Here is a 20,397-nt window from a genome sequence, read left to right as displayed (position 1 = left end):
AGTTAGTTTTATGTACGGGTCAGCGCTTTAAGGTAAAATGGCCTGTTTCCAACCGACCATCTGTAAATTGGATGCGGAACCAATAGTCATCCGTGGGCATATTTTGACCAGTGTAGGTTCCATCCCATCCCCGATCTTGATTCGTAAACGAAGCTAACAGTTTGCCGAAGCGGTCATAGACTTCCAGCTGAATATTCTCTTGATGGGTTCCGGATAAACCGCTTATTTTCCAAATATCATTGATGCCATCTCCATTAGGCGTAAAAAACTTCATAATTCCCAGCACACTCACTGTTTTTTGCGAAACTCCACAGCCTAATTTATCGCGAACAAAAATAGTGTAGATTCCAGGATTCAAGTTTTCGAATCTATTGGATTCTTGAAAATTAATAGGTTCATTTAATGCATACTCATAAACACCTAAACTAGAAGGATTAAGAGTAATTTCAATAAATTTATTATCCCTTGAAGAATCTTCTACATTCACCTCAAAAACAGCGATATTGGACTCGATAACTTCAAAGGTTTTAAAGACAGAACAACTAGAATTCGGTCCTTTTATTTCAACGCTATAAATCCCAGCTTGGTTAACTCCTAAATTTTGAGATATTTCTCCCGTAGACCATAAAAACTCATAGTTTGACGAATTTTCATCACCCTTTAAAGCCTCGAGGACAATTGGATTTGGGAAATCTTCAATACAATAAATAACCAACTCATCGTCCAAGTTAACATCAGGAAACTCTTGGATAATCAGCTCGACTTCTACTATAGAGGTGCAAATACCAAAAGTGGTCACTTTAGCAAAAAGAGATTCTAATCCTTCCGTATTTATAAAGCTAGGAGATGTAGGTATCGGGTTATTTTCTAAATCAGCATCTTGAAAGTTCCTATAAAAAATCAAGTTGATCTCATTAGGGTTCACTTGAGAATCATCAGCGAGAATAGTCTTGATTTCAGTTAAGTCAAAAGTTGCAAAGTCCTCTTGGACTTCTTTACAAGCAATGAGTTCTGCGTCGTTGTACTCAGGACTTTTATTAAAATTGACTCGAGCTATTCCTGTTAGAGGGCAATCGCCAGTATTCAAATCCACTTCTAGACTATAATTTTCTTGAAGGGGAAAATTTGAATTTGCAGGTATATTTATATCTAAAAAATAATCAGTTTCCCCGGGTAAAGTGATGCCTTCCTTCTTCCAGACATAACTAGCTCCAGGGATGTCGTCACAACTCAGTGTATAGGAGTAAATGTCACAAAGGCTGACTTGTTCTATGACTTCATCTGTGGGAGAATCAACAATAGGAATCCGTTTATTGAAAAGCGATTGGATAAAAGGAGGGAGTCCGAAAGTAGCAATTTTGCCATTAAGAGAAATCGCTCCTTGAAAGGCGCTTTGGCTATAGTTGCTAGCAGTACCAAGTTCGTTTGGATTATTGATGACTCCTAAAGTAGAAGTGCTTAATAAAGAATGATAAATTTTACCATCTGGTCCTAGTTGAAGTGCCGTCCTAGTCACACTTAAGTTGGTGATGGATGTGATAGAACTTGGAATATCCGTAGAACTTAAATCCCATTGATAAATTTTATTGAATGTATCCTCTACTGTGGCATAGACTTTTGTTCCGTCTTGGGAAAATTCTACTCCGTAAGCATTCACTCCAGCAATCAATTCAAGTGGGTTTGTAACGGTTCCAGCCAAATTATTAAAATCATATATATAGACATTACCATCGCCAAAGTCGCTATTCCTATCAATGGGGTTGAAGTTCGTGGTGTTATGAGCGATAAGTAATTTGTCTCCAAGAGGAGAGGCTTTTAAGTAACCTATAGCCGCTCTGCGATAATTATCAACCTCTAGGAGAGGAGGGACTTCTGAAATCATGGGGGTCTCATCTATCCCAGCTTGATCGATAAAAAATGCATAAAATTTATTTCTGAAGTGTGTAATTACCCATACTGAGTTACAGTCGCGACCTCTGACGGCTGTAATTTTTTCGGAAGCTTTGTATTTTATCTGTTCAGAATCACTAACATCATAAGTGATTAACTCTTTGTTCTTTTCACTTGGGATTACGTTTCCCAATCCGCCGCCAAGGCTTAAGTCTACAATTGAATAATTCAACCCATTATTAAATCCATCATCAGTTTCTGGAACACCTTGATCAGTATCAGTATATAAAGGAATTGAATTTCCATTGCTATTTGCAGGGCCCTGTTTAGGATAAGCGTTGGCGTTTTCATGGTGGGGCTCATCGATGGTAAAGACAAAATAAAGATCAGGATTTGTGGGATGAGGAACAATAAGTCCACTAGAGGTACTGGATGGATCGCCCTTTAATCCTGTGCCATTAAAATAATCTGCATTGGACATGATTTGGTGATTCCTATTCCAAATCGTTCTTCCATCGGTATACATCAATAGATTACCATTGGCATCGGAAATCGAAGAACAGCCTTCATTAGTGCTCAGCTGTCCATTAGTAAGCGCCGAAGGTGGATTGGTGTTGAAGGTAATTCCAGCTTGGGAACCAAAATACCAGTTATTGGCTTCACCCTGAGCTGAAGCTCCCCAGAAGAACAATAAAAAAATAGAGAAGATGACTTTATTCAAATTCAGTTTTTCCTCAAATATAATTTAAAGATCTCTTTTCTGAAGGAGTTTCCAAGAGGAATAAATAAAAATGAAACTCCATCCTAGTACAATTAAAACGGCAGACCATTCTACATCATAGGATTTGGTAAACTCGGAGTTTAGTTGAACTGCCGTTGATTTTACAATTCCTAATTTGGTTAAGGGTTCTACAATAAGATTGTCCATGGCTTGAAGAGGGAGAAAATTGAGAATAAAATCTAAAGACTCTGCCTGAAACTTGACTACAAGCTGAACAATACCTTCAAACACCCAGATCAAAAATAAAAACCCTAGTGCAAAGGCAGATCGCTTAAGAAGAATGCCAAAAAATAAACACATGGAGAAAAATCCTACCAGTTTGAGAAAATAGGCCAGAATATACTCTAAGTCAGAGAAAATAATTCCGATTTCATCGTAGTCAGAAAATATTAATCCCAAGGTCAGACTCACTATAAACAAGAGAAGTGTAGAGGCTAAGGCAAACGCAACAACGCCGTAAAACTTCGAAAGGATAAATTCTTTTTTGCTCAAGCCATCTATTAAATTCTGCTTCAAGGTTCTATGGGTATATTCGCTAGAGACCATAGAGACAATAACGATAGCTAAAAACAACTTTAGAAAAGCCACGAAATAGGCGTTGAAATGCCAGATGTAAGGAAAGTTAAAAATCCCTTGGTCGGCTAGCCTAAAGTCTATAGAACCAAAATTGAAACGTATAGAAGCAAATAAAGCGATAGCACTAAAGAGTAAAAAATAAATAAGACTCAATACTTTGGCCGCTTTATTATTTTTTAATTTATGGAATTCAATGGATAGTAGTCTTAGCATAACTGTGTATTATTGTTCTTTGGTGAGTTTTAAAAATTGTTCCTCCAAGGTTTCTTTTCGCTGGACAAGGTGAGTGAGAACGATGTCTTTATCAAAACTCTCTTGGTTTAGTAATTGAGCACTATATGGTTTTGAAAGAATCGCTTTAATGATATCTGTTTCACCTTTCTCATAACTTTCTATAGCAGGATGATTTTCTAAAAATACTTTGAGTTCACTGTCAGATTCGCTTTTCAATTCAAAAAAACCATGAGTGGCATTCATTTCATCTACGGGACCAGAATATAGTTTTACTCCTTTTCGAATCACAATCACATGCGTGCAGACTTTTTCAACCTCATCCAACAGGTGAGAGGCCAAAAGAATAGTCATGCCTTCACTGGCAATTTTTTTCATGATTTCTCGAATTTGATGGATTCCTTGTGGGTCTAATCCATTGGTAGGCTCATCTAGAATAAGAATTTCTGGGTCATTCAGCAAAGCAGAAGCTATCGCAAGCCTCTGTTTCATCCCTAACGAATAACTTTTAAAATGGTCTTTTTTACGATCCAGAAGATTTACAGTCTCCAATACCTCGTCTATTCTTGAGGTATGAATGCCTTTAATTTTGCAAACCAATTTAAGGTTGTCCTCAGCACTCATGCTTGGATAAAAGTTTGGACTCTCTATAATAGCCCCCACTTTTTTAAGGGCTTCATGGGTGTTGAGAGTTCCATCAAACCAATTAAATGAGCCAGATGTAGGGTTTACAACATTTAATACTATGCCTAAAGTTGTAGATTTTCCGCTCCCATTGGGGCCAAGAATGCCATAAACGTTTCCTTTCTGAATGTCGAAGGATAAATTATTAACGGCTGTAAGACTCCCAAATTTTTTAGTTAGTCCTTTTAGTTGAAGTATGGTTTCCAAAGTCAATTGATTTATTATAAGACGAGAAGCATAGAGTATTGTTACAATTTGAGAAAGCAAATTTGCTACCTTTGAAAAAAAAGAACATGGAAAAGAGACTCATGTCTAGGAAAAAACCAACGTTTCCTATCAACGTGCAACTCAATAGATATTTGCAGACTTACAATAGGAATACAAGGATTCCTGTGTCTTACGATGACTTGTTGAGATTTTCTGGTTCGATTGTGGTATACGACAGAGCAGATGAAGATACCTTGTGGGTGAGATGCTATTATTCTGATTACGAACGAGAAGAAATAGACAATAGCCTTAAGCGGGTTTACCTCATCTTACATTCTGATGGTCGAAGTGATCATATGGATTTTCTTAATGTGGATGCTATTGATTACTGCACCTTTGGAAACTCAAAGCCCTTTAGAATAAAGATAAGAAATGTACTTAATGACAACTTCACCTACTTTTACGTCAAGAAAGCAGATGCTTCCAGGATATACGGGTTGGAATTTGAACACATACTGTCTCCAAATCGCATCAATTTTTTGGTGTATAAAGACACTTTAATTGAAGAGCATATTGTTGGTATTCCAGGCGATGTTTTTATCAAGGAGCAGTTACCAAAGTGCAGCGATCGGGCTAGGAATGAAATTGCAAAACAATTTGTAAAATTTGATGAACGCTGTACAATTAGGCTTTTAGGGGATATGCGTTCTTATAATTATGTGGTGATTCCTACTCACGATTTTGATCATGTGGATTATAAAATAAGAGCTATAGATTTTGATCAGCAGAATTACGAAGGCAACCTAAAGGTGTACCAACCTCATTTTTTTAAGGAAAATCGGTCCATGGTTAAATTGGTCTCGGATCTTCTTCAGGAGTCCTCTATAAAACAATACCAAAAAGAGGAACGTTCCCAAGTTGCTAAACGCCTTATTACTTCAGAAAAACGGTTTAGGATGTTGATTCGCAGTATGATCAAAGACAGAATCTCTTCAGAAGGAAATGTAAAAATGCTACGGAATCAACTGGTGGCTTATACCAAAGATATAAGATTTAAGCGTTGCAAAACGATGGGGCACATTTTGAAAACAGCATTAGACTTTGTCAAGCGAAATTATTTAGAGGTAGAATAATTCAGAGGACGACCTTCTTTTATACGCTTGGTTTTTCCTATTTTTAGGGTCAAATAAAATTTATATACATGAAAAAAATCAGTTTTCTTTTCTTAGCTATAGGATTTGGATTCTTATCTATGCCTTCAGCTCATGCTCAGCTAGACAATAATCAATCCGATTTTGATGAATTTATGGACAGGTCTGGTAACCGATACCGATCTTCCTCAGGTAAACCTGGTCCAGACTATTTTCAAAATGAAGCCGATTATAATATCAAAGTCAATTTAGACCCAGAAACTCATACTGTGTCTGGTCAGCTGACGATGACTTATACCAATAACAGTCCAGAAAATTTGGAGTACATCTGGATGTATCTAGAACAAAATAGATTTACAGAAAATTCTAGAGGAACCTTAACTACCCCTGTTGAAGGCAATCGCTACAATGGTGATCCTCTAGGTGGGGTTAAAATTACAAATCTCCAAGCTAAAGTAAAGAGATCGACCTCTACCAAATATCTTATTACCGATACGCGTATGCAAGTGTTCTTCAATAAACCTTTGAAAGCAAAAGGTGGAACTGCTGAGGTCTCAATGAATTTTGAATTTGAAGTTCCTGTAAATGGAATGGATAGAATGGGGCGCCTAAGCACAGAGAATGGAGAAATCTACGCTATGGCCCAATGGTTTCCTCAGGTAGCCGTCTTTGATGATATTGAAGGTTGGAATGTAGAACCTTATCTAGGAGCAGGTGAATTTTATTATGATTATGGCGATTTTGACATTGAAATTACAGTACCTCATAATTATGTTGTTGTTGGCTCGGGGGAATTACAGAATCCTAAAGATGTAATGTCTTCTATCTTGTACGATAGATATAAAAAAGCTTTGGAGAGTCAAGAAACAGTGACTTTGATTTCTTCTGAAGAAATTGGAGAGTCAAGGATGTTTGCCAATCAAAGTGGCACTCAGACTTGGAATTATGAAATTGAAAATTCCAGAGATTTTGCATTTGCTGCTTCCAAAGCTTTTATTTGGGACGGAGCTCAATTCAATCTTCCTAGTGGTAAAACAGGTTTAGCCCATTCGGTCTATCCTATTGAAAGCGATGGACAAGACGCTTGGTCTAGGTCTACAGAATATAGCAAAGCATCTATAGAATACTATTCTGAAAAATGGTATGAATATCCCTATCCATCAGCTGTCAACGTTGCAGCGGATATAGGTGGTATGGAATATCCTGGCCTTAATTTTTGCAGTTGGAAGAGTAAAGGCAGTGGTCTTTGGGGAGTTACCGATCACGAATTTGGTCACAACTGGTTCCCTATGATAGTGGGGAGTAACGAAAGACGTTATGCTTGGATGGACGAAGGGTTTAATACATTTATTAATTACTACAGTACAAAGGCTTTTAACGATGGGGAATACCCTACCCGACTGAATCAACCAAGAAGTTTAACCGGTTGGTTTTTAGGCGATAATCGAGAAGGAATTGATACCTATCCAGATATGGCTAATCTTAGAAACCTAGGAATGATAGCTTATTACAAGCCAGCACTGGGATTGGTGATGTTAAGAGAATACATTTTGGGGGAGGAGCGTTTTGATTATGCATTCAGATCTTATATTGAAGCCTGGGCCTTCAAACACCCACAACCTATTGATTTCTTCAATCATATGGAAAATGCTGCTGGAGAAAATCTGTCTTGGTTTTTTAAAGCTTGGTTCTATGGCACAGGAAATATTGATTTAGCAATTGATTCCCTAACAGAAAAAGATGGCGCATATTTTCTAACAGTTTCCAATAAGGGCGATATCCCTATGCCTATGCACATGCAAATCACTTTTGAAGACGGGTCCACTAAAATGAAAAGTCTTCCTGTGGAAATATGGCAAAGAAGGGACACTTGGACACATAAGTTTGAAACTGAAAAACCTATAAAATCCATTGAACTGGATCCTACAAAAATCTTGATGGACGTTAATTTCTCTAATGATAAATGGCCTTTAGATATTTATAAAGACTAATTTCTAAGTCAAACTATACACCAAAAACGACCTCAATTTGAGGTCGTTTTTTTATTCACTTAGCTGAGGAATTCAGCTTATAGTTTGGTGCAAATTCATACCAAAAAAGCTAATCTATAGTTTTGAGTAAAATTTTTAAATTGAGATCTATTGAACTATAAATCACACTAAAGAGTTTTTTTCTTACGATCAATAATGAATTAAAGTCCAGAAATACTTTCAGCAGTGATTTGTCTATCCACTTTCTTCAACAAGCCTTGTAAAACTTTTCCAGGACCTACTTCTGTAAAGTCTGTGGCGCCGTCAGCAAGCATCTTTCGCATGGTCTGCGTCCATTTGACGGGGGCAGTTAATTGTTTGATCAAATTGATTTTGATCTCCTCAGGATCAGATACTGCAGTGGTCGTTACATTTTGATACACAGGACATTTTGGAGTCTGGAAGGCCGTTGACTCTATCGCTTTAGCAAGTTCTTCTCTAGCAGATTCCATGAGAGGAGAGTGAAAAGCTCCACCTACAGGAAGCATCATAGCCCGTTTTGCCCCTTTTTCTTTTAAAGCTTCACAGGCTTTTTCTACAGCGTGATGAGTTCCTGAAATCACCAATTGCCCAGGACAGTTATAGTTAGCAGGAACGACGATACCTTCTATGGTTTTGCAGACATCTTCTACTACCTTGTCTTCTAGACCAATGACTGCGGCCATGGTAGATGGATTCATTTCACAGGCTTTTTGCATCGCCAAAGCTCGCTTATGGACCAGTCTTAAGGCATCTTCAAACTTTAAAGTCCCGTTAGCGACCAAGGCTGAAAATTCACCTAAAGAGTGTCCGGCGACCATATCGGGTTGAAACGAATTGCCTAAGACTTTACTTAAGATGACGGAGTGAAGAAAGACAGCAGGTTGAGTGACTTTAGTTTCTTTCAAGTCCGCTGCGGAGCCTTCAAACATGATTTTGGAAATATCAAAACCAAGAATGTCGTAGGCTTGGTGAAATAGAGCTCTAGCTTTTTCAGACGAATTATAAAGATCTTTACCCATGCCTGCAAACTGAGCGCCTTGTCCTGGAAATATATATGCTTTCATAAAGTTGTATTTTAAAATATATGCATCAAATATACTATTTTGACGGATTTTTGAAAGACTATGATCTAAAGCTCTTCCTCGATTTATAAAAATTTCATCAATGACATTTGTTTCTGCGAGCTTTATAACTTATCTCTCAAAGATACAACCTCAAGGGTGCTGAGAGCGTGGGGTAAAGTAGCACGAAGTTCTGGACTTCGCCTGCTTAACAAAAAGTTCTCGACTCCGCTCGAACATAAACAAGGTGTTGGTTTTTTTTTGAATAGAAAGGCTCGAACATCAACAAGGAGTCAAATAGCGTTGGGTTCTCGACTCCGCCTGCCTAACACAAAAATTCTCTTCTCCGCTCGAACATAAACAAGGTGAAGAATTTTTTTTTAATATCAAGGTGAAAGCTTAGGCTGATTGATAGACGAAGTGGTATGAGTTATGGGTAAAGCAACACAAAGTTCTCGACTTCGCCTGCCTAACACAAAGTTTTCGACTCCGCTCCAACAAAAACAAGGAGTCAAGAAGGCTTGATGACAAACAAGAGGTTTGAGTTTATCTTAATGAATAGAAGACTTGAGCTTGAAATAAGCAACAAAATTTTAACACCTGTCCAAATCAGGAGAAATGAATATTATTCTTATGTTTGCATCATGCTTAAAACAAATAACATATCTTGGTGGTGGTCTTTATTACGTCAAACGTCGTGATTTAGGTCCTGCTATGTAAATATATCATAAAGGCTTGTCTATCACGACAAGCCTTTTTTCATTTATAACATTTGAACAAACACTATGAGTTATTCACTTAAAACCACTCACCAAAAGCTTCTGGCAGATACTTTTACGCCAGTAAGTGCCTATCTAAAGATAAGGGATAGATACCCGAATTCTCTTCTTTTGGAAAGTAGCGATTACCATACCAACGATAACAGCTTTAGTTATATCTGTTGTAATCCTATTGCCCATTTCAAGGTTGAAAATGAACGGGTAGAACTCAAGTATCCCGATGGCAGCTTTAAACATATCGATATTGATGCTGAGGTAGATGTTACCGATGAGTTACAAAAGTATTTGGCTGAATACGACGTAGAAGAACAAGACTTTAAATTTCTAACGCAAGGTCTTTTTGGCTTTACCACTTACGATGCGGTACGGTATTTTGAGAAACTGACTATTGATAAGAGCAAGTCCAAACTTGACTTACCTGATATGCTTTACAATGTCTTTCAAAATGTGATTGTAATCAATCATTTCAATGATGAGGCTTATATTTTTGACCATAGTTATGATGGATCTAGTCGCCTTTCAGAATTGAAATCTTTGCTAAAGAATCAAAATTATACCGAATATGATTTTGAATTAGATGGTAAAGAAGAATCCAATATTACTGATGAAGAATTTATGGCTTCTGTGAGCAAAGCGAAGGTGCACTGCCAACGTGGGGATGTTTTTCAAATGGTGATGTCAAGACGATTTTCTCAAGGTTTTAAAGGCGATGAATTTAATGTATATCGCAAATTGAGAAGCATCAACCCAAGTCCGTATCTGTTTTACTTCGATTTCGGTGACTATAAAATTTTTGGAAGTTCTCCGGAAGCCCATTTGGTGGTTCAAGATGGAAAAGCAGAAATACACCCTATTGCTGGGACTTTTAAGCGGACTGGGAATGATCAAGACGATGCTGCCATGGCCTTGAAATTGTCTGAAGATGCTAAAGAAAACTCTGAACATGTGATGCTGGTGGATTTAGCCAGAAACGATTTAAGCCGAAATGGGAAGAAGGTCAAGGTAGAAACCTATAAAGAGGTGCAATATTTCTCGCACGTGATTCACTTGGTGAGTAAAGTAACGGCGGAGGTAAAGCAAGAAGACAGCTTAAAGCTCCTTGGCGACACCTTTCCTGCTGGAACCCTAAGCGGCGCACCAAAACACAATGCGATGACTTTAATTGAGAGTTACGAAAACGTAAGCCGTGAAGCTTATGGCGGAGCTATAGGGGTTATTGATTTTAAAGGAAATATGAACCAAGCGATTATCATCCGTAGTTTTGTGAGCAAAGATTTGAAATTATATTACCAAGCGGGAGCAGGAGTCGTGAGCGACAGTACAGAAGAAAATGAATTACAAGAAGTCATCAACAAACTTGGAGCTTTGCGTAAAGCTTTAGACCACTAAAATTCAAACCATGAAAAAAATATTAGTTATAGATAATTATGATTCTTTTGTGTACAACTTGGTGCATTATTTGGAAGAATTTGATGCAAACGTTACTGTTAAGCGAAACGATGAGGTCAGTCTAGGAGAGATCGAGTCTTATGATAAAATCTTACTCTCCCCTGGTCCTGGTATTCCTGAGGAAGCTGGCCAGTTGAAGGCTATCATAAAAGCCTATGCTCACCAAAAACCAATGTTAGGTGTTTGCCTTGGTCAACAAGCTATCATGGAAGTTTTTGGGGGTGAGTTATTGAATTTAGACAAGGTACACCATGGCGTGGCTTCTGAAATTAAAACCCTAGTAGACGATGAAATTTTATACAAGGATTTGCCTAAAGTTATGATGGTAGGGCGTTATCATTCTTGGGTCGTTAAGCCTGAATTACCAGACTGTCTTATGGCAACCTCTATCGATGAGCAGGGACAAATCATGTCGTTACGCCACAGAGAATTCGACGTGAGAGGGGTTCAGTTTCACCCTGAGTCGGTGCTGACTCCAGAAGGAAAACAAATGATTAAAAACTGGATCGAAAGCTAATTTACTCTCAAAACGACTATAAAATGAAATATATACTCAATCGCTTAATTCAACAGGAACAGCTTTCTAAAGAGGAAGCCAAAGAAGCTCTATTACAGATCTCCAACGGTGAGTTTAGTGATTTACAAATTGCCTCTTTTCTAACTGTTTTTATGATGCGAAGCATCAGTGTGGAGGAACTAGAAGGCTTTCGCGATGCCTTGCTCGAGCTTTGTATTCCTGTAGATTTTCAAGGAGAAACCCTTATGGATTTATGTGGTACCGGTGGTGATGGTCAAAACACCTTTAATGTGTCTACAGCGGCTTCGTTTGTAGTGGCTGCGATGGATGTAAAAGTTGCTAAACACGGTAACTATGGCGTGTCTTCGGTGAGCGGAAGCTCTAATGTTTTGGAGGCGATGGGCATTAAGTTTTCCAACGAACAAGGTTTTTTAGATTCTTGTCTGGAGAAAGCCAATATTGCCATTCTTCATGCACCGCTGTTCCATCCCGCTATGAAAAACGTAGCGCCTATCCGGCAGTCTTTAGCTCTAAAGACATTTTTTAATATGTTAGGACCTATGGTAAATCCCGCTCGTCCAGACTTGCAGTTAGTTGGAGTTTATGATTTGGAGCTCTTGAGAAAGTATCAATATCTCTATCAAAAAACATCTAAGACCTATTGTATTCTGCATGATCTCAACCAGTATGATGAGATTTCGTTGACGGCGAAAACCAAATGCGTGACCAATTCCAAAGAAATCTTTCTTTCTGCGGAAGATTTTGGAGTCTTACCAGTGTCGAAAGAAGAGATTTATGGCGGTGATACGGTAGAAGCTGCTGCCGATATTTTTTATCAAATCCTCAGCGGAAAAGGGACGGTCGCACAAAATCATGTGGTCTGTGCCAATGCTGCAGCGGCTATTTCCACGGCAAAGCCTGTAGCGATAAGTGACGCCTTTATAGAAGCTAAAGCTATTTTGGAAGGTGGTAAAGCTTTAGAAGTATTAAATCAACTAAAAACCATAAGTCAGTTATGAAGCGGATTTTAGAAGAAATCATAGAGTACCAATACGCAGTAGTCAGGCATAAGAAACTCAGTATGCCAGTGGAGGTTTTAAAAGCCTTCCCTGAGTTTTCTAGTCCCACACGAAGTTTCAAGTCAGCAGTGGCAAATTCAGAATTGGGGATCATTTCAGAATTTAAGAGACGTTCCCCAAGTAAAGAAGCCATCCACCTAAAAGCAGATGTGATGGAGATTGCTCAAGCTTATGAACAGATGGGTGCAGCAGGCATGTCAGTTTTAACCAATCAGCGTTATTTTGGTGGGAGTTTAGAAGATTTGCAATTGGCAAAATCGGTTTGTGACTTGCCTTTATTACGCAAAGATTTTATGGTCGATGCTTATCAGGTTTATGAAGCTAAAGCCTATGGCGCCGATGCGATTTTATTAATAGCGAATGCTTTGCCAGCTCAGAAACTAGAAGAATTGGCGGTTTTAGCCCATAATTTAGGTTTAGAAGTCCTTTATGAAATCCATGAAGCGAAAGAAATTCATAACTTATCGGAATCGCTTATCGACTTGATTGGAGTGAACAATCGGAATCTTCAGACTTTTGAGGTGTCACTTCAGCAAGGCTTGGACATGTTGCCACATTTACCAAAAGACCTTCTAAAGATTTCCGAAAGTGGGATACAAGATGAGAGGACTATTAAACGTCTTATCGAACAAGGCTTTAATGGCGTTTTAGTGGGTGAGTTTTTTATGAAACAACATAAATCTAGCAAGTCATGAAGATAAAGGTATGCGGAATGAATGACGCTGGAAACATTGAGGCTATCAGTCAGTTGGAGGTAGATTACTTGGGTTTTATATTCTACAAAGCCTCCCCTCGATATGCCGAGACTCCAGTTCACCTGCCGGAGACTCTCCAAAAAGTGGGAGTGTTCGTCAACGAAAGTGAGGAGCTCATCTTGGAGAAAGTCAAGCAATTCGATCTAGACGTAATTCAGCTCCATGGTCACGAAACCCCAGAGTTTTGCGAAGATATTTCCGAGGCTTTAGCTAAAAACGGATATCCTAAGGTTGAACTTTGGAAGGTGTTTTCGATCAAAACCCCAGAGGATTTTGAAGGTATGGAGGCTTATAGTTTTTATGTCCATAAGTATCTACTGGACACCAAAGGACAATACAGGGGAGGTAATGGACAAAAATTCGATTGGCAGATGCTATATCAGAGGGACTTCTCAAAACCCGTGATGTTAAGCGGAGGGATAGGGCCTGAGGATGCCGAAGCGGTTGTAAAACTGTACCAAGATGGTATAATAGAAGGCGTAGACGTTAATAGTGGCTTTGAAGACGAGCCCGGACTTAAAAATAAAATAGCAATAAAAAAATTCATTAAAACCATTAGAACTTATGAGCAAGTATAGCGCGAATGACAAAGGATTTTATGGTGATTTTGGGGGGGCTTACATCCCAGAATTATTATATCCTAATGTGGAAGAATTAAGACAAAACTACAAGCAGATTATTGCTACGGACGATTTTCAGAAGCAATTTAAAAGTCTCTTAAAAGATTATGTAGGGCGACCAACGCCTTTATATCTAGCCGAGAATCTCAGCGAAAAGTACAAGGCTAAGATTTATCTGAAGCGTGAAGATTTATGTCACACAGGCGCACATAAAATCAATAACACCGTAGGGCAGATCCTACTTGCCAAGGCCTTGGGCAAGCACCGCATTATTGCGGAGACTGGAGCCGGACAGCATGGGGTGGCAACAGCTACGGTTTGTGCGTTAATGGGACTGGAGTGTATCGTCTATATGGGAGCTGTCGACATCGAGCGTCAAGCCCCTAACGTGGCGAGAATGAAAATGTTGGGAGCGACGGTTGTCCCAGCGAACTCAGGGAGTAAAACTTTGAAGGATGCTACTAACGAGGCGATTCGGGATTGGATTAACCATCCTAAAGATACCCATTACATTATCGGTTCTGTGGTAGGACCGCATCCGTATCCTGATATGGTCACTCAGTTGCAGAGTGTTATTTCCAAGGAAGTCAAGACGCAGTTATTAGAGAAGGAAGGTCGGGAATTACCAGATTATCTCATCGCCTGTGTTGGAGGGGGAAGCAATGCTGCAGGGCTGTTCGCCGATTTTATGGATCACGAAGAGGTAGGGATCATCGGTGTAGAAGCATCTGGGAAAGGAGTGGAGACGAATGAGTCTGCGGCGACAACTATTTTAGGTCGAGAAGGCATCATCCACGGGAGTAAAACCTTGCTGATGCAAAATACCGATGGACAAATCACCGAGCCGTATTCTATTTCTGCAGGACTGGACTATCCAGGGATTGGACCTATGCACGCGAATCTCTATAAAACAGGGCGTGGGAAATTTGTCTCTATTACCGATGCTGAAGCTATGGAAGCAGGCTTAGAGTTGAGCCGTATAGAAGGGATTATCCCTGCGATAGAAACGGCGCATGCTTTTGCGATTTTCAAGTATTTGGATTTCAAAGAAGACGATGTGTTGGTCTTTAACTGCTCAGGACGTGGCGATAAAGATTTAGATACCTACAGAACGTATTTCGGATATTAAGGTCTTCGGAAAGACATACAGCTAGCTTAGATGCTTAGCAAATTTAATTTAAACCTCTTATGAATAGAATTAATAGAGCCTTGGCTCAAGATAAAAAATTGATTTCCATTTATTTCACTGCGGGATACCCGCAGTTGGAAGACACCACTGAAGTCATCAAACGCCTTACCGACTCGGGTACCGATGTGATTGAAATCGGGTTGCCGTATAGCGACCCTTTGGCGGATGGACCTGTGATCCAAAAAAGCTCAGAGCAAGCCTTAAGAAATGGCATGAGTACCAAAAAACTATTTCAACAGCTGGAAGGTATTCGTGATCATGTGGATATTCCTCTCATTGTGATGGGGTATTTCAATGCGATGTTACAGTTTGGGGTGGAAGATTTCTGCAAAGAATGCGAAGTTATTGGAATTGATGGGATTATCATGCCCGATTTACCCATCGATATTTTTGAAGTGGATTACAAAGAATTATTCGAGGCACATGGCTTAAAATTTATTCCGCTCATCACTCCAGAAACCTCTGCAAACCGAATTAATACGATCGATGCTTTAGGAGATAGTTTTGTCTATATGGTAAGTTCATCCAGTACCACTGGGGGGCAACAAGGCTTTGGAGACGAGGCCTTGTCTTATTTTAAACGCTTAGCCGATATGCAACTTACTAATAAGTTGATGGTAGGCTTTGGTATCAAAGATGCGCTGAGTTTTGAACAAGCGAGCCGGTACACGAGTGGGTGTATAATTGGTTCAGCTTTTATTCAAACCCTTACCAAAACAGGTTTGGACGGCATCCCAGGGTTTATTCAGTCATTGAAGTAGGGAGGTTCGCATATTCGAATAGTCAAGGTTAAGCTATGAATTCATAATTATTTAGACCACTCTTTACTGTCATTTCGTGCATGACAATAGCTGCGATATGGAAGTAAAATTTATTTAACTGCTTTAGCGCCTTCAGCTATAAATCTATAATTCAATTTAGGGGAGACAATTGCCGCGATGTCTTCCTTACTTTTACCAGCATCTTCAGCATAATGCTTTAGTGTTTCCACATCTGTTTTTTCTATAAACGCTCTTCCTTTTACAGCCATCTCATGACCTTTACTGTCCTTTGGAACATAGAACTCGTAATCTTTAAAAGTTACATGCACATTCAAGTCTTCGGGGAGATTTAATTTCATCCAACAGCCTTTTTTAGCACAAACGCTTTGGACTTGAGATTGAAATTGAACTTGAAGGGTATCTCCAATAGATAATTTTTGGTACATTTTCAACATATCCTCTCCTTTTTTAACCTCCTTATTTTCAAAAGACTCTCCAAATTCATCATCGGTTAGAATACTTAATTCTTTTTCTTCTGAAGGAGTTTCTGTGGTTTGTTCAATTGGGCTTTGTTTTTCTTCAGTTGAATTATGTTGTCCGCAAGCTAAAAACATTAATAAGATTGTGAGTAAAAGAAGCTTTTTCATGATAATAATTAAAAATTTATAATAAGAATAACAACAAAGTTAGGAATCTTCCTGAATTAACCTTGCTAAAATTTAGTACATTTGCAAAAAACTAAAAAGTAATGAATAGCACCGATATACGACTAGATATTACTAAAATCCCTAAGTCTCGAATTGACGCTGTGGATTTTGAAAACCTCCAATTCGGGAAGCAGCATGCTGACCATATGATGTACTGCGACTTCATAGATGGAGAATGGCAAACGCCAAAAATTGTTCCTTATGGTCCAATGCAGTTTGAACCTTCTGCTAAGGTATTTCATTATGGTCAGGCGGTCTTTGAAGGTATGAAGGCCTTCAAAGATGAAGAGGACAAGGTTTGGTTATTTCGACCAGAGCAAAATTTTGAGCGTATCAATAAATCTTCTAAGCGGATGGCTATTCCAGAATTCCCTGAAAGTCACTTTTTTGCGTCTTTAGAAGCTTTATTAAAGCTCGATAAAGATTGGGTTAGGAAAGGTGGAGGAAACTCCTTGTATATTCGCCCTTTTGTTATCGCTACAGAAAGTGGTGTATCGGCTTCAGAATCTGACCGGTACCGGTTTATGATCATCACCTGTCCTGCACAAGCGTATTATAGCAAACCTATCAAAGTTATTTTTGCTCAAGATTATAGCCGTGCTGCCGATGGTGGTGTTGGTTTTGCTAAAGCTGCAGGAAATTATGGTGCACAATTTTATCCTACTAAATTAGCCAAGGAAAAAGGCTTAGATCAAATTATTTGGACCGATGCTAGTTCTCATGAGTACTTAGAAGAAGCGGGGACGATGAACATCTTTTTTAGAGTGGGAGATAAACTTTTTACAGCACCAACCAATGATAGAATTCTCGATGGGGTGACTCGTAAAAGCATTATCCAACTTGCTAAAGATAAAAATGTAGAAGTAGTTGTTGATAAGGTTTCTGTAAAACAAATCGTAGAGGCCGCTAAAAGCGGAGAGTTAAAGGAGATTTTTGGAACAGGAACAGCAGCAGCGATCGTGAGAGTCGAAGGCTTTGAGCACGATGACGTGTATTATGATCTTCCAGATATTGAGGAGCCATACGGTACCTTTTTTAAGAAAAACCTTCAAGACATCCAATATAACCGTGTAGAAGATACTCACGGATGGACTCGTCAAGTGATATAAGAAAATTGTCATATAAATCAAAGAAGCCCAATGTACCCTCATTGGACTTCTTTGATTTACATACTAATGGTGTAATGGTGTAGTAGTATAATGGTGAACTGGTAGACTGGTGGACTCGTAATTGGTGAGTCGGTTTTCAATTTTCAGTTGTCTGTTTTCTGTCTGTGGTGAGTCGTGAGCTAGTATAGTGGTGTAATGGTGAGTAGTTCATGTCAGTTCGAGTGATGGGTTTGTGTCGACAAAACACTCAATGATCAGATTTTATATTTAGAATTTCAAAATTGACAAGTCAAATTTTTATGAAAACGGTCACCTGATAGTTAGAAAACAGCCTACGAAAAGAGGTCGTAAAAATTAAAGTGAAGGTGTCGTAAAATTTTAGACTGTTTGAGACCGACTTAAGGAGGTTGAGTTTCTAAAATTTAGATATCAAACGTAAATTTTAGACTGAAGTTCGTGAGCCTAGATTTTTTTGGTTCGTTTTTTCATCAATGGAAAAAATGAATGAAAACACTAATTCTTTCTAAAGTTTAAATAAGGAGACACACTTGAAAAGATTCCGTATCGTGAGTAGTGTAATGGTGTAGTAGTGAGTAAAATAATTAGGAATCGATAATTAAGAATTTTTAATTAAAAAAGTAGTTTTATCGAAGCAGGCTACTAAGGGCATTGAGGCAGGCTTAAGGTGACAAGCTTCTCGATACAAAGAAAACGGCCTACTAAATTCACCCGTAAAAATTGAGGCAAAAGCCTCGCGAAATTTTAGACTGTTTGAGGCTTTTTTGAGCCGAGTTTCTGAAATTTAGAGGGTGAGCGATAATTTTAGGAAGAATTTCGTGAGCCTAGATTTTTTTGGTTCGTTTTTTCATCAATGGAAAAAAGGAATAAAAACACTAATTCTTTCTAAAGTTTAAATAAGGAGACACACTTGAAAAGATTCCGTATCACGCTATCGCTTGCACGGAATAACAATGCCAAGTTTAGGGTGACAACTATTGAAGATTTCTTATGCTGCCTTAAGTCTCGAGATTATTTCAGCCTCTGGTCGAAGTATAAAGACTCACTTTAGCATCTAGTTAAAACCTTACTAAACCTTAGCTAAGGCTAAAATAATCTCGCTAAATTTATGCTAAATATCATTTGATTGTATGCGGGTTTTAATTACAGGAGCAACAGGATTAGTCGGACAAGCTTTAGTCAAGTTATTCCATGAGAAAGGCATAGGGGTAAACTATCTAACCACAAGCAAATCCAAAATTAAAACGCTACCTAATTATCAAGGTTTTTATTGGGATCCTTCTAAGTCAGAATTAGATGTCGAAAGCTTAAAAGACGTCGCGACTATCATTAACCTAGCTGGAGCGAGTGTTGCAAAAAAATGGACGTCTTCCTACAAAAAAGAGATTTTAAACAGCAGACTAGACACCTTAATGACGCTCAAAAAAGCCTTGTCTACCGAAGACCATCAAGTTGAGCAACTTATTTCTGCCAGTGCCATTGGGCTTTACAAAGATTCGTTGACCAAGTTTCATGAGGAAGATCAATTTTCTCCAGGCAGCAATTTTTTGGCAGATGTCGTATTGCAGTGGGAAGCCGCTGCCGATGAGGTGGGTAAACTTGGAATAGACGTCGCTAAAATCAGAATAGGACTGGTTTTAGCTAAAGATGGCGGTGCCCTTGAAAAAATAAAGCAACCTATCGAAAATTATATAGGGGCGCCCCTAGGAACTGGGAAACAATGGCAATCATGGATTCATATCGCCGATCTAAACAGGATTTTTCTCTACGTTATGGAGCATAAACTAGAAGGTGTTTTTAATGCTGTAGCGCCCAGCCCAGTGAATAATAGAGAATTAACGGAATGCATTGCTAAGCGTCTTGAAAAGCCACTTATTCTTCCAAAGGTTCCTGCCTTTGTTCTAAAATTAATGCTAGGAGAAATGGCGACGATCGTTTTAGCGAGTCAGCTAGTGAGCTCTAAGAAAATGTTGTCTACAGGATTTCAGTTTAATTATGCTCAGCTAAAGCCTGCTCTTGCCGATTTGCTATCATAGTCTTAATAGCTGATTATTTCCTATTTTTTGAGTAAATTTAGATTTTTGAAATGATAAGTGCACTGCAATTAAATCTGTATTTATAACAAGATAACAGAAATTCAACGTTATTGAGATGAAAATATTCATTGCCCTATTTTTACTAACCACTATGACCTCTACTTTTGCACAAGATTCTCTTAGTTATTTAGCCTTAGGCGATTCCTACTCCATAGGAGAGCAGGTCTCTGAAGAGGAGTCTTGGCCTGTCCTTTTGACAAGCTTTCTTAATCAGCAAGGTTATCCTGTAGAAAAGCCTGAAGTTATCGCAGTCACAGGTTGGAGAACAGACGAGTTACAAGATTCTATCGCTTCGCTGCATTATAAAAAAGAGTCCTTTGACTTGGTTTCTCTGCTTATTGGAGTCAACAATCAATATCAGAAAAAACCTTTTAAAAAGTTTAAATCTGAATTTGAAGATCTTTTAAAAACTGCAATTGAATTAAGTAGTCAACACAACAAAGGTGTTTTTATAGTGGGTATTCCAGATTATAGTTTGTCTAAATTTGCTCAAGATGAAAAGTTAAAAAAAGTTTCTTCACGATTAAAACGCTACAATAGATACATCGAGAAAATGAGTCAGCGCTACAATGTGGCCTATTTTCCTATGCAACAATTCAGCAAACCCTTGCATAAAGAGAAACTCATGTTAGCTGAAGATTTATTACATCCAAGCGGTCTTCAATATAAGGCCTGGGTTGATAGTTTTAAGGATGAAATCCTCTCTAAAGTTAAAAGTTTTTAAT

General features: G+C 38.5%; 17 protein-coding genes. 12 read left to right on the top strand and 5 right to left on the bottom strand.

The features are described 5' to 3' along the window. Positions 1 to 19: 19 nt before the first annotated feature. Genes CXF67_RS12705 through CXF67_RS12695 form a run of 3 tightly spaced genes read right to left on the bottom strand, consistent with a single transcriptional unit; the run spans position 20 to position 4,369 of the window. Positions 20 to 2,611: a T9SS type B sorting domain-containing protein gene (locus CXF67_RS12705; RefSeq protein WP_102089080.1), complete on the bottom strand. Its 2,592-nt coding sequence runs from the start codon at positions 2,609 to 2,611 to the stop codon at positions 20 to 22. Between the two features lie 24 nt (positions 2,612 to 2,635). Next, positions 2,636 to 3,460, bottom strand: a complete 825-nt coding sequence (locus CXF67_RS12700) for an ABC transporter permease (protein WP_102089079.1) — start codon at positions 3,458 to 3,460, stop codon at positions 2,636 to 2,638. 9 nt (positions 3,461 to 3,469) lie between these two features. Then, positions 3,470 to 4,369 carry an ABC transporter ATP-binding protein gene (locus tag CXF67_RS12695; protein ID WP_102089088.1) on the bottom strand — a complete coding sequence of 300 codons (900 nt, stop codon included), beginning with the start codon at positions 4,367 to 4,369 and terminating at the stop codon, positions 3,470 to 3,472. Positions 4,370 to 4,455: 86 nt separating this feature from the next. Between CXF67_RS12695 and CXF67_RS12690 the strand changes: the two genes are divergently transcribed. Both CXF67_RS12690 and CXF67_RS12685 read left to right on the top strand, forming a co-directional pair. After that, the gene (locus CXF67_RS12690; RefSeq protein ID WP_102089078.1) at positions 4,456 to 5,502 is read left to right on the top strand and encodes a hypothetical protein; all 1,047 of its coding nucleotides are present in this window, start codon (positions 4,456 to 4,458) and stop codon (positions 5,500 to 5,502) included. A gap of 68 nt (positions 5,503 to 5,570) precedes the next feature. Beyond that, entirely contained in the window at positions 5,571 to 7,511 is a 1,941-nt protein-coding gene (locus CXF67_RS12685; protein WP_102089077.1) for a M1 family metallopeptidase, read from the top strand. 200 nt (positions 7,512 to 7,711) lie between these two features. On the opposite strand, the gene fabD is transcribed toward CXF67_RS12685, so the two are convergent. After that, positions 7,712 to 8,596 carry an ACP S-malonyltransferase gene (gene fabD, locus CXF67_RS12680; RefSeq protein ID WP_102089076.1) on the bottom strand — a complete coding sequence of 295 codons (885 nt, stop codon included), beginning with the start codon at positions 8,594 to 8,596 and terminating at the stop codon, positions 7,712 to 7,714. A 782-nt stretch (positions 8,597 to 9,378) separates the two neighbouring features. Here fabD and CXF67_RS12675 point away from each other — a divergent pair. From CXF67_RS12675 to trpA, 7 genes are read left to right on the top strand one after another with little or no spacing between them, the layout of a single operon-like run. Then, complete coding sequence (locus tag CXF67_RS12675; RefSeq protein WP_102089075.1) at positions 9,379 to 10,761, top strand: anthranilate synthase component I family protein; 1,383 nt, start codon at positions 9,379 to 9,381, stop codon at positions 10,759 to 10,761. A 10-nt stretch (positions 10,762 to 10,771) separates the two neighbouring features. Next, on the top strand, positions 10,772 to 11,338 hold the full coding sequence (locus CXF67_RS12670; protein WP_102089074.1) for an anthranilate synthase component II: 567 nt from the start codon (positions 10,772 to 10,774) through the stop codon (positions 11,336 to 11,338). 23 nt (positions 11,339 to 11,361) lie between these two features. Continuing rightward, positions 11,362 to 12,357 (top strand): anthranilate phosphoribosyltransferase, encoded by a 996-nt coding sequence (gene trpD / locus CXF67_RS12665; RefSeq protein ID WP_102089073.1) that lies wholly within the window; start codon positions 11,362 to 11,364, stop codon positions 12,355 to 12,357. Then, on the top strand, positions 12,354 to 13,112 hold the full coding sequence (gene trpC, locus CXF67_RS12660) for an indole-3-glycerol phosphate synthase TrpC (protein WP_102089072.1): 759 nt from the start codon (positions 12,354 to 12,356) through the stop codon (positions 13,110 to 13,112). Before trpD ends, trpC begins: the two co-directional genes overlap by 4 nt. Before the next feature lie 17 nt (positions 13,113 to 13,129). Continuing rightward, the gene (locus CXF67_RS12655; RefSeq protein ID WP_257984688.1) at positions 13,130 to 13,750 is read left to right on the top strand and encodes a phosphoribosylanthranilate isomerase; all 621 of its coding nucleotides are present in this window, start codon (positions 13,130 to 13,132) and stop codon (positions 13,748 to 13,750) included. Then, positions 13,737 to 14,921 carry a tryptophan synthase subunit beta gene (gene trpB, locus CXF67_RS12650; protein WP_102089070.1) on the top strand — a complete coding sequence of 395 codons (1,185 nt, stop codon included), beginning with the start codon at positions 13,737 to 13,739 and terminating at the stop codon, positions 14,919 to 14,921. Before CXF67_RS12655 ends, trpB begins: the two co-directional genes overlap by 14 nt. Positions 14,922 to 14,980: 59 nt before the next feature. Continuing rightward, the gene (gene trpA, locus CXF67_RS12645; protein ID WP_102089069.1) at positions 14,981 to 15,742 is read left to right on the top strand and encodes a tryptophan synthase subunit alpha; all 762 of its coding nucleotides are present in this window, start codon (positions 14,981 to 14,983) and stop codon (positions 15,740 to 15,742) included. Between the two features lie 110 nt (positions 15,743 to 15,852). On the opposite strand, the gene CXF67_RS12640 is transcribed toward trpA, so the two are convergent. After that, positions 15,853 to 16,389: a DUF4920 domain-containing protein gene (locus CXF67_RS12640; protein WP_102089068.1), complete on the bottom strand. Its 537-nt coding sequence runs from the start codon at positions 16,387 to 16,389 to the stop codon at positions 15,853 to 15,855. Between the two features lie 101 nt (positions 16,390 to 16,490). Here CXF67_RS12640 and CXF67_RS12635 point away from each other — a divergent pair, with 101 nt between their 5' ends. The 3 genes from CXF67_RS12635 (at position 16,491) to CXF67_RS12625 (ending at position 20,396) form a co-directional block, all read left to right on the top strand. Continuing rightward, a complete protein-coding gene (locus CXF67_RS12635) occupies positions 16,491 to 17,558 on the top strand; it encodes a branched-chain amino acid aminotransferase (RefSeq protein WP_102089067.1) in 1,068 nt (355 codons plus the stop codon). A 1,148-nt stretch (positions 17,559 to 18,706) separates the two neighbouring features. After that, entirely contained in the window at positions 18,707 to 19,612 is a 906-nt protein-coding gene (locus CXF67_RS12630) for a TIGR01777 family oxidoreductase (protein WP_102089066.1), read from the top strand. 115 nt (positions 19,613 to 19,727) lie between these two features. After that, on the top strand, positions 19,728 to 20,396 hold the full coding sequence (locus CXF67_RS12625) for an SGNH/GDSL hydrolase family protein (RefSeq protein WP_257984687.1): 669 nt from the start codon (positions 19,728 to 19,730) through the stop codon (positions 20,394 to 20,396). Position 20,397 lies beyond the last annotated feature (1 nt).

The sequence above is a fragment of the Psychroflexus sp. MES1-P1E genome (assembly GCF_002836055.1).
GTDB lineage: Bacteria > Bacteroidota > Bacteroidia > Flavobacteriales > Flavobacteriaceae > Psychroflexus.
This window is presented reverse-complemented; position numbering and strand designations above follow the sequence as displayed.

Coding starts and splice junctions, on each gene's coding strand:
- CXF67_RS12700 (WP_102089079.1), bottom strand. CDS start 3,460: ATGCTAAGACTACTATCCATTGAATTCCATAAATTAAAAAATAATAAA.
- CXF67_RS12690 (WP_102089078.1), top strand. CDS start 4,456: ATGGAAAAGAGACTCATGTCTAGGAAAAAACCAACGTTTCCTATCAAC.
- CXF67_RS12685 (WP_102089077.1), top strand. CDS start 5,571: ATGAAAAAAATCAGTTTTCTTTTCTTAGCTATAGGATTTGGATTCTTA.
- fabD (WP_102089076.1), bottom strand. CDS start 8,596: ATGAAAGCATATATATTTCCAGGACAAGGCGCTCAGTTTGCAGGCATG.
- CXF67_RS12675 (WP_102089075.1), top strand. CDS start 9,379: ATGAGTTATTCACTTAAAACCACTCACCAAAAGCTTCTGGCAGATACT.
- CXF67_RS12670 (WP_102089074.1), top strand. CDS start 10,772: ATGAAAAAAATATTAGTTATAGATAATTATGATTCTTTTGTGTACAAC.
- trpD (WP_102089073.1), top strand. CDS start 11,362: ATGAAATATATACTCAATCGCTTAATTCAACAGGAACAGCTTTCTAAA.
- trpC (WP_102089072.1), top strand. CDS start 12,354: ATGAAGCGGATTTTAGAAGAAATCATAGAGTACCAATACGCAGTAGTC.
- CXF67_RS12655 (WP_257984688.1), top strand. CDS start 13,130: ATGAATGACGCTGGAAACATTGAGGCTATCAGTCAGTTGGAGGTAGAT.
- trpB (WP_102089070.1), top strand. CDS start 13,737: ATGAGCAAGTATAGCGCGAATGACAAAGGATTTTATGGTGATTTTGGG.
- trpA (WP_102089069.1), top strand. CDS start 14,981: ATGAATAGAATTAATAGAGCCTTGGCTCAAGATAAAAAATTGATTTCC.
- CXF67_RS12640 (WP_102089068.1), bottom strand. CDS start 16,389: ATGAAAAAGCTTCTTTTACTCACAATCTTATTAATGTTTTTAGCTTGC.
- CXF67_RS12635 (WP_102089067.1), top strand. CDS start 16,491: ATGAATAGCACCGATATACGACTAGATATTACTAAAATCCCTAAGTCT.
- CXF67_RS12630 (WP_102089066.1), top strand. CDS start 18,707: ATGCGGGTTTTAATTACAGGAGCAACAGGATTAGTCGGACAAGCTTTA.
- CXF67_RS12625 (WP_257984687.1), top strand. CDS start 19,728: ATGAAAATATTCATTGCCCTATTTTTACTAACCACTATGACCTCTACT.